This window comes from Flavobacterium sp. WC2430, assembly GCF_040822075.1.
GTDB lineage: Bacteria > Bacteroidota > Bacteroidia > Flavobacteriales > Flavobacteriaceae > Flavobacterium.
This window is the reverse complement of record NZ_CP162007.1, coordinates 3,351,966-3,364,725: the sequence shown is the minus strand read 5'-3', so window position 1 is coordinate 3,364,725 and position 12,760 is coordinate 3,351,966. Positions and strand designations below refer to the sequence as shown.

8 protein-coding genes, 3 tRNA genes and 1 other RNA gene are annotated in these 12,760 nt (G+C 32.0%); 7 read left to right on the top strand and 5 right to left on the bottom strand.

Annotated elements, in window-relative coordinates; translation table 11 throughout:
• The first annotated feature begins 128 nt into the window (after positions 1-128).
• The 5 genes from AB3G36_RS14645 to AB3G36_RS14625 all read left to right on the top strand — a co-directional run bounded on the left by AB3G36_RS14645 (position 129) and on the right by AB3G36_RS14625 (position 6,292).
• A tRNA-Ser gene (locus tag AB3G36_RS14645) sits at positions 129-212 on the top strand.
• Positions 213-233: 21 nt separating this feature from the next.
• Positions 234-308, top strand: a tRNA-Pro gene (locus AB3G36_RS14640).
• Positions 309-330: 22 nt separating this feature from the next.
• Positions 331-404, top strand: a tRNA-Arg gene (locus AB3G36_RS14635).
• Between the two features lie 316 nt (positions 405-720).
• Complete coding sequence (locus AB3G36_RS14630; RefSeq protein ID WP_367753907.1) at positions 721-5,517, top strand: LamG-like jellyroll fold domain-containing protein; 4,797 nt, start codon at positions 721-723, stop codon at positions 5,515-5,517.
• A 109-nt stretch (positions 5,518-5,626) separates the two neighbouring features.
• Positions 5,627-6,292 carry a M15 family metallopeptidase gene (locus AB3G36_RS14625; RefSeq protein WP_367753905.1) on the top strand — a complete coding sequence of 222 codons (666 nt, stop codon included), beginning with the start codon at positions 5,627-5,629 and terminating at the stop codon, positions 6,290-6,292.
• Between the two features lie 4 nt (positions 6,293-6,296).
• On the opposite strand, the gene AB3G36_RS14620 is transcribed toward AB3G36_RS14625, so the two are convergent.
• From AB3G36_RS14620 to AB3G36_RS14600, 5 genes are all read right to left on the bottom strand, one after another.
• Complete coding sequence (locus tag AB3G36_RS14620; RefSeq protein ID WP_367753903.1) at positions 6,297-6,863, bottom strand: hypothetical protein; 567 nt, start codon at positions 6,861-6,863, stop codon at positions 6,297-6,299.
• 1 nt (position 6,864) lies between these two features.
• Positions 6,865-8,046: a class I SAM-dependent methyltransferase gene (locus AB3G36_RS14615; protein ID WP_367753901.1), complete on the bottom strand. Its 1,182-nt coding sequence runs from the start codon at positions 8,044-8,046 to the stop codon at positions 6,865-6,867.
• Positions 8,047-8,048: 2 nt separating this feature from the next.
• A complete protein-coding gene (locus AB3G36_RS14610; RefSeq protein ID WP_367753899.1) occupies positions 8,049-9,140 on the bottom strand; it encodes an AI-2E family transporter in 1,092 nt (363 codons plus the stop codon).
• Positions 9,141-9,212: 72 nt separating this feature from the next.
• Entirely contained in the window at positions 9,213-10,451 is a 1,239-nt protein-coding gene (gene hutI, locus AB3G36_RS14605) for an imidazolonepropionase (RefSeq protein WP_367753897.1), read from the bottom strand.
• Positions 10,452-10,457: 6 nt separating this feature from the next.
• Positions 10,458-11,507 carry a glutaminyl-peptide cyclotransferase gene (locus AB3G36_RS14600; RefSeq protein ID WP_367753895.1) on the bottom strand — a complete coding sequence of 350 codons (1,050 nt, stop codon included), beginning with the start codon at positions 11,505-11,507 and terminating at the stop codon, positions 10,458-10,460.
• Between the two features lie 87 nt (positions 11,508-11,594).
• On the opposite strand from AB3G36_RS14600, the gene ffs reads away from it, so the two are divergent.
• Both ffs and AB3G36_RS14590 read left to right on the top strand, forming a co-directional pair.
• Positions 11,595-11,692, top strand: an RNA gene (ffs, locus tag AB3G36_RS14595) — signal recognition particle sRNA small type.
• A gap of 139 nt (positions 11,693-11,831) precedes the next feature.
• On the top strand, positions 11,832-12,635 hold the full coding sequence (locus AB3G36_RS14590; RefSeq protein WP_367753893.1) for an SDR family oxidoreductase: 804 nt from the start codon (positions 11,832-11,834) through the stop codon (positions 12,633-12,635).
• Positions 12,636-12,760: the final 125 nt, after the last annotated feature.

The following is a 12,760-nucleotide window of genomic DNA, read 5'->3' as shown; positions in this document are numbered from 1 at the left end:
ATGTTTGATTGTGAACTGTTTTTAGAATAATGTCAAAAAAACATAAAAAAAAGCCTTAAAATAGTTGTGGGAAACGTAAAGTTGTCTTAAATTTGCAACCGCAAAACGAGACACGTTTCTTTGAGCTTGGAGGGGTGCCAGAGTGGTAATGGAGCAGTTTGCTAAACTGTCATCGAGTAATCGGTGCCAGGGTTCGAGTCCCTGTCCCTCCGCTTTATATTTTTTTTGCAATTCGGGGTGTAGCGTAGCTCGGTTATCGCGCCTGCTTTGGGAGCAGGAGGCCGCAGGTTCGAATCCTGCCACCCCGACTAATTTTCTTAAACGAGCAATGGAGGCATAGCTCAGCTGGATAGAGCACCTGCCTTCTAAGCAGGCGGTCGAAGGTTCGAATCCTTCTGCCTTCACTTAATTACCCTTGTATAATACTAATAGTCAGTATTTTACAAGGGTTTTTTTTGTTCTAGTTTTAAAGTAGTTACGCGTTTATGTGTAGTGTTTTGAAAGTTGATTCTTTTAAATTTGTTCTAATCTGACTTGATTCTATTTTATAAAAAAATGTTTTTAATCGATTATTTTAGTATTTAGTCGAAATAATTTTGTTTATTTTATTGTTTTTCGTAAGTGTTTTGTTTAATTTTAAGGACTATTAAGTGATATTTATTGTAATTAATTACAATCGCCATGAAGTTAAAATTACTCAAAAAACTTTTTTTTATAATTTTGTTACTTAGTTCATTAATTAATTTTGCACAAACAGCAACTATAAATGTAAGTTATGGGAGCCCTGCAATAAATGTTTCCGAGGGGGGAGCAGTGGATTTTGGCCTATCAGGGGAAGTAGAATTTTCAGTAACAAATATCCCTACAAATGGGAATCCTACTTTAAATATTCAAAATATTTCGTCAAGTAATTTAAATTTTATTATTTCTTCTATACCCTATATATCTGAAGATAAAATTAAAAAAGGAGATGTAGGTAAATTTAAAGTCAAGAGGCTTTCTTCAAGTTGTGGATCTGGTTCTTCAGTTATTACTATTGAATCAAATGTAGGTAATTTTACTTTTACAGTTAGTTATAATAATGCACCATCTATCTCAGTTTTAGGAGGGATGCCTACGCAGCCTATTTCTAATGGACAAACAGTACCAACGTCAGCTACGGGAACTTTGTTTGAAACTGTTGATGTTTTAGGTTCGTTAAATAGAACTTTTTTTATAGCAAATACAGGGACTTGTCCGTTGACGATGGGTACAGTAAATAGTTTGATTTATAATCCAGGCACAGGATTGACTTCAGGCGCATCCTCCGATTTTGTGATTTTGGTTCAACCCATTGTTAATCCCCTTATAGCTGGTGGTTCAACAGGTTTTATTATTCGTTTTACACCACAATCTCCTGGAGTTAAATGGGCAAAAATATTTATTCCTAGTGATGATCCTTTAAAACCTTCTTACACTTTTCTAGTTAAGGGAGAGGGATATGACCCTGTGGTAACTGGTCCTGGAGGGGGGAACCCAGATTTTAGATTATGGCTTAAAGCTACAAGAGGAATTAATTTAGCTACAGGTGCTAAGGTGGCTTTATGGAAAGATTTAGGATCACTTGGTAAAGATGCTTCACAAACTACCGTTGCAAATCAACCTACATATATTGATGCGGCTAATGGTAATATTAATTTTAATCCAGTTGTGAAATTTCAAAATGATGGTTCAACTCTTAGTCAATTTTTATACAATACTGATAATGGATATTATACGCACGAAACTTTTATTGTAATGGAACCAGATGTTGCCATTGATGGTTCTACATCTCCAATGACAATTATTTCAGGAACTTCGGCATCAAACCCATCTTATCCTATTGTTTCCGGTGAACTTACAGGGATTGGATTTGGGAATTTTTCGTCTCGTTTAACAAATGAAAGATTGTGGTTTAATCAATGGCAAACAAATGCAACTATGCCTTATTTTAGCGTAGGTGATGCAGTTGGGAATTATGCTAAAGCAGGGATAATTAACACTAGAAACACATCAAATATGGCTTTAATGGGTGTAGATTTATTATTTAATTCTAACACAATTGGAATTTTGAATAGTTCAAGTACGCTTTACAGTAATTTAGGTTATTTAGATGGTACAATTTGGAAAGGAACACCTTATAATATAGGTAAAAATATAAATAGTGGGACAAATTATGGCAATCTAAATGGTCGTGTAGCTGAAGTATTATCATATGCTTCACGTGTTTTGGACAGTAATCGTCCTAAGATTGAAACGTATCTTGCTATAAAATATGGTATTACTTTAGGAATAAATGGCACGAGCAAAAATTATATTAATTCTGCTGGAGGAATTATTTGGAATAGTACTACAAATACTGGTTTTAATTATAATATTGCTGGAATAGGTAGAGATATAGGATCTGATTTATATCAAAAACAATCAAAAAGTTCCAATGAAAGTAATGAAGTAACAATTGGTTTAGGGGTCATTGCAAGCACAAATAATGCTAATATCAATCAATTTACCGTTGATAATAATTTTTTAGTTTGGGGTTCTGATAATGGTACGTATTCAGCTAGTAGTTCAAATGTAACAACAATACGTACAGGTTTGACTACTTCTGCTACTAGAATAAATAGAAAATGGAAAGTAGTTGAAACAGGGGGTGATGTTGGGAATGTATTTGTTGGAATTCCTGTTGCAGCATTTAGTTCATTTTCAAAATTAGCAACAGAAGAATATGCATTGATTGTTAGTGACAATAGCGCGTTTAATGATGCCGATATAGTTGATGTAATTCCACTGAAATCTGATGGAAATGGGAACTTACAAACTTGGTATGATTTTGACGGAACTAAGTATTTCACTTTTGGTAAAGTGCCTAAAGTTGAATCTAAAGAATTGGTAAGTATTGGAGCTAGTAATTTTTTAGTAGGTGAGTATGCTTTGAATCTTAATAGTGGCTCTTTTACTATTGGTTTTTGGTTGAGAAATGACGGTACAGTAGCTGCTAATAAAACCATAATGAGTAAAGGAATTAATTTAGAATTACGATTAAATTCCGCTAATAAAATTGAAGCTTTATGGGACGGTAGTTTGAAATTTGTTTCAAATACTGCAGTAGCAGATGGAAAATGGCATAATATAGTAGCAATTTACTATCTAGGTAGTGCAGATCTTTATATAGATGGAGTATTGGATTCATCCACTTTTAATCTTCAAAATCCAACACCTAATTATTCAAGATATTCTGTAGGTGCACTTTATGTAAATAAAAACGATATTAGAACTCCATTTTATGGTGAAATTGATGAAATTCATATCTGGGATACGGCATTAACATCAAATCAACTCAATTATTTGATGAATCAGGAAATTAATAAATTTGTTGATAATACTGCTGATGGTGCCATATTACCACATAATATTTCCAGTAATGAGATTAAATCAATTCCTTGGACTACATTAAAAGCCTATTATGATTTTAATACATTTTACGGAACAACCATTGAAGGATTGACAGATGAACGAAATTTTTTAAGAATCAAATATCTAAATAAAAATAAAATTATAGCTGGGGTTCAAACCGCTCCATTGCCCTATGAAACTATCGCTGACGGTGCATGGAACGATTCGTCTATATGGAAAAATGGCGCAATTCAAACTATTCCTAATGCAGTTTCAATTGTTAATGTTGGACTAACAGTAAATGGAAACATTGTAAAAATTAAACATAATGTAACTTCTACCGGAAATAAAACAGTTTTAGGATTGTTTGTGGAAGGTACAGACGCAACTACTTATAAAAAATTATCAATTAATAACGATACTAAAATACAAGTTTCACATTATTTAAAATTGGATGGTTTAATAGATTTAACTGGGAAATCCCAATTAGTTCAAACTTTGAATAGTGAGCTCGATGTTTCAAGCATAGGTTTTATAAAAAGAGATCAACAAGGAGCAGTTAATAAATACAACTATAACTATTGGTCTTCACCTGTGGGACCTATAAATGGAACTAGCATTAATAATGATTATACTGTTAATGGTGTTTTTAAAGATGGCACAACAATAGGGGTTCCTCAAAATATTAATTGGATAAGCGGATATGATGGAGTTCAAAGTTCCCCTTTAAGCTTAGCAAGATATTGGTTGTATAAATTTGAAAACGGTTCGGAATATGCCAATTGGATTCATTTTATTGAAACGGATCCCATTCGACCCTCTCAAGGATTTACATTAAAAGGAGCTGGTGTTTCTGGATCTACCCAAAATTATACATTTAAGGGAAAACCTTTTAATGGATTAATAAATAGCAATACGGTTTTGGCAGATAATTTATTTTTGGTAGGTAATCCTTATCCTTCTGCTTTAGATGCTTTTGAGTTTATAAGAGACAATATTTCTGTTGCAAATGGAGGAAATAATTCGGTAAATATAATTGATGGAACGCTTTATTTTTGGCAACATTCCCCTAGTAATGGCACTCATATATTGTCAGGTTATACAGGAGGATACGCGACATTGACTTTAGTAGGAGGTGTTGCCCCAGTTGCGCCGGTGGGGATTAGTGGTGTGGGTACCAGTACTAAAATTTCAAACCAGTATATTCCGGTTGGACAAGGTTTTTTTGTAAATGGAGATGTGAGTATTGGTACTTCAGAACCAATTATTTTTAATAATAATCAACGGGCTTTTGTTAAAGAAAGTGACGTGGATGATTTGTCAGTTCCAATTTCTAATACTTTATTTAAGAATAGTGTTTCAAATAAAACTAAAAAAACAGATCATTTTAATGATAATAGTAATGATATCGTATATAATAATTATAATACTAAAATTAGATTGGGCTTTAACACCGTTAATAAATTCCACAGAGAATTACTTATAGGATTTATGAATGAGTACGCAACCGACGGTGTAGACGTAGGTTACGATGCATATCAAATTGACACTCAAGATGATGATTCTTATTTTTTAATTAATGATTTAGAATATACTATACAAGGAGTTGGATCGTTTGATACATCAAAAACATATCCGTTGGGAGTTGTAGTTGATACACCAGGAGCTGTTCAGTTTATGATTGATGCAGTAGAATTCTTACCTTCAAATACTAATATAAGTATTCATGATAAAGAAACATCTACTTATTACGATATCACAAATGGGACTGCTGAAATTGATTTAGTTGCAGGATCTTATAAAAATCGATTTGAATTAACATTTGAAACGGCTAAGACGCTTGCTGTTGAAAAGAATGAATTAAAGAATTCGAATTTATTGATTTATAATAATGACTTGGAAAAGAAGATAAATATAACTAAAAAAGCAGATGTAATAATTGATGAAGTTTCAATATATAACATTCTTGGTCAAAAATTAATTGGAGTTGACAATTTATCAGGTTTAGATACAATTGAAATTCCTTTCAATGTACAACGAGGAACTTATATTGTAAAAATTAATACTAATAAAGGAATGATAAGTCAAAAAGTTTTAAAAAAATAAAGATATATTTTCCGTAATTAAAACAAAAAAAAACGCTAACACTAGCGTTTTTTTTGTTTTACTATTTAAATCACTTCAAATGTTTTATTTTTATAAAAAAAATATATTTATGAATTCTTCTTTTAAACTTGGTTTTTTAATAGGTTTCTTTTTATTACTTATTTCTTGTAAAGCACAAGTTGCTATTCCTAACAAACAGATAAAAGATATAGTACTAGTAAACGACACCACATTTGTAAATTTAAAGGATTATAGTACTGATTTTGCTTATGATATGAAATATGCTACCGAGGATAATTTTTTAAAAGCCAAAGTGTATGATTGTGCCGAGTGTTTTCTAAGAATGAAAACGGTTAATGCAATCATAGAAGCTAATAAATTGTTCATGGATCAAGGATATAGAATTAAATTCTTTGATTGTTACAGGCCTTTAGATATTCAAAAAAAGATGTGGAAAATAGTTTCCAATCCAAAATATGTTGCTGATCCAAGTAAAGGTTCTATTCATAATCGAGGAGGTGCAGTAGATATCACTTTAGTTGACAAGCGTAGCGGAAAAGAACTTGAAATGGGAACTCCTTTTGATTTTTTTGGAGAAGAAGCCAGTCATGGTTATTCTAATCTTTCAAAAAAAGTTATTAATAACAGGAAACTGCTAAAAAGAGTAATGGTAAAAGCTAATTTCAATTCCTTTGATTCAGAATGGTGGCATTATAATTTAAAATCGGCTTTAAAAGATAAAGTATCCAACGTAAAATGGAGTTGTGTAGAATAATTATTTATTCTACACAACGTAAGTTTTTGATGAAATACGTATCAGGTTCATACACTTGACTGTTTAGTTCTGATTTAAACTCTTTCCTAATTACATAGTCCTCACTTTCCGTTAAATATTTTATTCTCATCATCGATAATGGTGAGCTTTTTAAGTCTTCTAAACTTCCTTTCATAAACATAAATATTCCAGAGGTTACTCGATTGTCAAAACCATTCTCATCTCTAAGCATAGTTCCACAATTTTCTTGATCGATATGTATCATGGTAATTATTTTACCATTATTTAATTGTAAGAATAATTTTGAATTTTTATCAAAGCAATTTGCTTTAAGAAAGCCTTTACTTTTTTGAATGAGTTGCACATTTAATGTAGGCAATCCGTCGGTTAATGCCAATGAATAAAAAATATAACTGGAGTTTCCGGCAAAAATTTTCTCACTCATTAAGTATTCTTTGGTCGATTTGTAAGTTCCTATGGAATCAGTGACGTTTGAGCTATAATCACAGGGTGTTTGAGCAAATAAATTTCCAGTAAATAAGAAGAATGTTATTACAATTAGTTGTTTCATTTTATGATATTTTGTTGCAAATTAAAACTATTTTATTGTTATTTTCATCAGTAGTAAAAAAACAATATATATTCCCACCTTCTTTTATTTTCCATTTTTTTCGAATGGTTTCGACCGTATCTGGAAAATTACGAGTAGTTATGTTGGCTTTGGTGTTTGATAGAAAGCTTTTCATTTCTGTTTTGCTATAAGAAAAGCAGTTTTGAATTAGAAAAATTCTACCAGGAAATTCTATTTTTTCTTGAGAAGTGTATAAATGAGAATGTTTATGTAGTTTATTTAAACTAAAGAAAATAGCAATTTCATCAAATCCACCTGATTTCATTATTGCACTATTGGGTTCGTACAAATATTTTTGAGGTAAGGCGTAACTTGGAATGACGCCTTGTTTATTGAAAACAAATTCAAAAAAGTCTGTTTTATCTTTTAGAATATTAACTGTTTTAATAGTTGTTTCCCCAAGGTAGTCTTTGTGTAATTCCCATAATAATTCTTTTACTTCATTGTCAACAGCTACAATATGGATTGTTTGTACATGCTTTAATTCCGATAATCCGGCTGAGAGATCAAGTAAAGGGGCGGTTTTTATAAGAATAGCATTTGAGTTTTTAAAATAATAATCAAGATTATCAGGAACATTTGGCAAACAATCTTTAAGCATAAAAACTTTTCCTTTGGCATCGTTGCGTCTTGAAGGGTCGATATAAATCCAATCCCATTTGGTATTTAATGATTTTAAAGTCTCTAAACTATCAGCTGGATAACAACTAATATTTTTAGTATTTAATTGCTCAAAATTATGTTTAACAATAGATGAAAGTGCGGGATTAATTTCACAATGAGTGACTGCTATAATTTTTTTTGCAAAATAATAATCATCGACACCAAAACCACCTGTAAGATCAATTAACTTTTCTCCTGAAACTAAAGTACTCTTGTAAACTGCTGTTTTTTCAGATGAGGTTTGTTCAACAGAAATTTTGCTAGGGTAAATTATATTTTTAGTGTTAAACCAAGTTGGTAATTTATCTTTTGATTTTGTTTTGGCTTCTATTTGATTCAAAATTGTAATCCATTCTATAGTAGGAAAAGGGTTTCTTTGAAGCGCTAATTTTGAAATTGGTACTTCTAAATTTTTGTCAATAAATTCTTGAATTTCAGTATCTAAAATGGAATGTTGCAATTTTATATTTTTTCAGTTAAAACAGACACGATTTTGTTGTTTGGGAAAAATTCCTTGGCGATAACTTTCATAATTGTATAAATTGGAATTGCCACGACCATCCCAAAAATTCCAAAAGTTATTCCGCTAATTAGCGTGACCAAAAATATTTCTAATGGATGTGACTTCACACTTTTTGAAAAAATGATGGGCTGGCTGATGTTATTATCTAAAATTTGAACAATGAGAAAACCAATTACTACATATATTGTTGTAGGAAGCATTTCAGTTTTAAAATCGGTTCCAATAGCACTGATAAGTGTTAGTATGGCTGATAAAACTGTAGCTATTATAGGGCCTATATAAGGAATTACGTTTAGTAGGGCACATAAGAATGCAATAATAAAAGCATTCTTACTTCCAAAAATGATTAGAACTATGAAATAAAGTATAAATACTACAGTCAATTGAACCAGTAGACCAATAAAATACCTAGCGAGTAACTGATTTATTTTTTCAACTGAGTTTAGAATTTTTTCTTCATTGGAATCTGGAAGTATTTTTTTTGCTTTTTCCTTAAAAATTTTCTGGTCCTTTAAAAAGAAAAAAGTAATAAAGAAAACAGATGCTAATCCCATCCCAAACCCAGCAACAAGATTAATTATTGTATTGATAAAGTCAGTAAAAAAATTATAATTAATCTTAGAAGACAAATTGGAGTTATTTAAGATTCCTTGTAGATCTATATTATGTATGTTAAAGTAGTTTTCTATATTTTGTTCTAATATTGTAAGTTGACTTTGAAGTAAATTAGTATCTAATAGGGATAAGTTTTCTGCTTGTGAAATGATAAGTGGAACAAAAAGAAGTACAAAACCTACAAGTATAAATACGAATAGTAATAAGGTTGTTATTGTTGCAAATATTTTTTTGAATTTAAGTCTTTGATTTAAAAATAATAGAAAAGGGTTTGCTATTAAACAAAGAATTAGTGAAATACACAAATAGAGAATTACAGTTTGTATTTTGTATAAAAAATACAAAGCACAACACACCACAACAATAGTTAGTAATGCTCTTAAGATCCCGTTTGATATTATTTTTGATGTAATCATTAAAAAATAATTTAGTGATAAAGATATAAAAAGTAGCAGTCTCAAAAACAACTTTAGAGGTAGTTTCTTTTATCATTCAATACCGTTTCCTTCAATAAAAACAGTCTCAATTAAATTACTACCAAATGCATAAGGCAGTTGATAATAAGAGGGGATAGGTCTGGTAAGAATAAGATTTGCTTTTTTACCAATCGTTATACTACCATGAGTTTCTGAAACTCCCATAGCATAAGCTCCATTTATTGTGGCGGCGTTTATTGCTTCTTCAGGTGTCATTTTCATTTTGATACAAGCAGTTGCAACTACAAAATTCATATTTCCAGATGGTGTAGAGCCTGGATTGTAATCTGTAGCTAGTGCTAATGGTAATCCTGCAGCTATCATTTCACGTGCTGGAGTATATGGAATGCTCAAGAAATAGGAACAAGATGGCAAAGCAACTGGCATTGTTTCAGTATTTTTCAAAGCTTCGATATCTTCTGGCTTCATTACTTCGAGATGATCTACAGATAGCGCATTGTGTTTTATTCCTGCTTGAACTCCTCCAATGGAATTGAATTGATTGACATGAATTTTTGGCTTTAAGCCAAAGCGAATTCCCGCTACCATAATTTGCTCCGTTTCCGCAACAGTAAAATAACCTGTTTCACAGAAGGCGTCAATATAATCTGCGAGTTTATTTTGTGCAATTTCAGGAAGGATTTCGTTGACTAATAAATCAATATATCCTTGATGATTTTCTTTGTATTCTAATGGAAAGGCGTGAGCACCAAGAAAGGTTGCTTTTATGGCTATCGGATAGTTTTGCGACAAACGCTTGATTACTCGCAGCATTTTCAATTCCCCTTCAACTGTAAGTCCGTAACCCGATTTGATTTCAACAGCGCCCGTTCCTAAACGCATGACTTCTTCCAGCCGTTCTTTGGATTGGTTGTATATTTCCTCCTCGATAGTTTCATTTAGCTTTTGAGCTGAATTTAATATTCCACCACCACGATTGGCAATTTCTTCATATGTCAATCCATTGATGCGATCTACAAATTCTTGCTCTCGATTCCCTGCATATACAATATGAGTATGACTGTCACACCAGGTAGGTAAAACCATTTTTCCAGTTGCATCAATGGTTTTGTCAGCTATTATTTGAGGTACATTATCCATCAAACCAAAATCGGCAATCAGATTATCTTTGATTACTAAAAAGGCATTTTTAATGGTAGGAAGTATACCCATTTCGGCACCTGAAACTTTAGCGACCGAAGTTTCCCGTACTTGGAGTAATTCTTTAATATTGATGATTAGTGTTGTCATTTAAAATTATTCAGAAACCGTTATTTCGAACATTTTATCCCAGTTTTTACCCGTTACAAAAATAGTTTTGGTTTTTGGGTTGTAAGCAATTCCGTTTAAAACATCGTCAGGAGTAACATTGATTAGTTTTCTTAACCCAGACATATCTATAATACCTTCAACTGCTCCAGATACAGGATTTACCACTGCAATGGCGTCTTTCTGCCAAACATTTACGTAAAATTTACCATTGATATATTCTAATTCGTTTACTGATTTTATTTTTGAACTACCAGAATATACGTTGATGTAATCTAGCATTTTTTGGTCTTCGGGATTTGTTTTCCATATTTTTTCCGTTCCATCAGATTGGTAAATGTATTTTCCGTCATTTGTCATTCCCCATCCTTCAATGTCTTTGGTGAATGTAAAGGTTTTTTCTAGTTTTAATGTTTTAGCATTATAAATGAAACCTGTTTTTTCCTGCCAAGTTAATTGATACATTTTATCATTTAAAAAAGTAATTCCTTCTCCAAAATATTTTGAATCAAGGTCTACTTGTTTGTATATTTTTCCGGTTTTGTAATCGTATTTTCTAAAAAAAGAAGCCCCTTTTTGACCTGTACTTTCATATAATGTGTCTTTATAAAATTCTAATCCTTCTGTGAAAGCACCTTTATCATGTGGATAGGTATTCACAATTTTATAACTCAAAAGTTTAGGTTTTACATTGGACACTAATTCGACTCTTGAGGTAGCTTCGGAGTTTTCTCCACCGTAATATACCAAAGCTTTCAGGTTTTGATACCCTAGTTTTTGATCTTTTAATTCGAATAAATAAGAATCAGCTCCTTTTTTAGTTCCCACTTTTATATCATTTACATAATATACGATGCTGTCAATAGTTTTCGAATTGGAGTTGGTTATTGCTAAATTAAGCTGGTCTTGTTGTGTATATTTTTCTTTAAAATTGGTAATGTCGAAAGTAAATAAAGTATTTTCTCCTTTTTTTGTATCACCACAATTAGAAAGTGTCAGTCCTAATAAAATGATAGATAGTAAGTTATATTTTTTCATGGTTAAAATTTTGAATAGACCAATATACAATGTTATTTTAAGAGCACAAAGCGCTTGCAAAAATATAAAAAGATTGTATATTTGCACCGGCAAGTCCTACACGACCAGCTCCTGCAGACTCCCCCAGGATGGGAACATAGCAAGGGTACGTGGTTGAGCGGTGCGATGTAGGTCGCTTGCCATTTTTTTTTAATCTGAACTTGTTTCAGATTTTTTTTTTGCCAATTTTGAAATATTTTCAAAATATATAGAATAGTAGTCTTCCTTATGGAGGATTTTTTTATTTTTGGTCTATTCTAAAATACAGTTAAACAACAATCAATTATGAGTAAAGTAGTTTTAGTTACAGGAGGTTCCTCAGGAATAGGGAAATCTATTGGGGAGTTTTTACATCAAAAAGGGTTTGTTGTTTATGGAACGAGTAGGAATCCAGAGCGGGTTTTGAATTCGGTTTTTCCACTTGTTGCATTAGATGTTAGAGATACAGCATCTATTCAATCGGCTGTAGCCAAGATTATTGCTACTTCAGGACGATTAGACATTGTTATTAATAACGCTGGTGTTGGGATAACAGGTCCACTAGAAGAAATTCCAACTGTGGAAATGAAAAATCATTTCGATACTAATTTCTTTGGCCCTATCGCAGTGATGCAAGCTGCATTGCCACAAATGCGCGAACAAAAATCAGGTTTAATAATAAATATTACTTCGATTGCAGGCTATATGGGATTACCGTACCGCTCGATGTATTCGGCCTCAAAGGGAGCACTTGAATTAATTACGGAGTCTTTGCGCATGGAGGTTAAATCTTATGGGATTCATATTACTAATGTAGCACCTGGAGATTTTGCTACTAATATTGCTTCAGGACGGTACCATGCTCCTGTAATTCCAGGATCGGCTTATGAAGTTCCTTATGGGAATACGCTAAAAACTATGGATGAACATGTCGATAGTGGCAGTAATCCTAATGAAATGGCTGAAGCGGTTTATGCTATTATTCAAACAAAAGATCCTAAAATTCATTATAAAGTAGGGGCTTTTATGCAAAAGTTTTCGATTGTATTGAAACGAATACTTCCGGATAAAATGTATGAAAAAATGCTAATGAATCATTATAAGTTGTAATTTTGCACCGGATTTTATTGATTTTGCAATTGCGTGAAGGATCGCAGTGAAAATCCTCCCGTTTTTTAGGGAGATTGTAACGTAGAGCCTGACCCTTGTGGTCACGCCCAAAAAAAGGAACACAC

Excerpts from the sequence above, each read along its gene's own strand:
- AB3G36_RS14625 (WP_367753905.1), top strand. The coding sequence starts at position 5,627 with ATGAATTCTTCTTTTAAACTTGGTTTTTTAATAGGTTTCTTTTTATTA.
- AB3G36_RS14620 (WP_367753903.1), bottom strand. The coding sequence starts at position 6,863 with ATGAAACAACTAATTGTAATAACATTCTTCTTATTTACTGGAAATTTA.
- AB3G36_RS14610 (WP_367753899.1), bottom strand. The coding sequence starts at position 9,140 with ATGATTACATCAAAAATAATATCAAACGGGATCTTAAGAGCATTACTA.
- hutI (WP_367753897.1), bottom strand. The coding sequence starts at position 10,451 with ATGACAACACTAATCATCAATATTAAAGAATTACTCCAAGTACGGGAA.
- AB3G36_RS14600 (WP_367753895.1), bottom strand. The coding sequence starts at position 11,507 with ATGAAAAAATATAACTTACTATCTATCATTTTATTAGGACTGACACTT.
- AB3G36_RS14590 (WP_367753893.1), top strand. The coding sequence starts at position 11,832 with ATGAGTAAAGTAGTTTTAGTTACAGGAGGTTCCTCAGGAATAGGGAAA.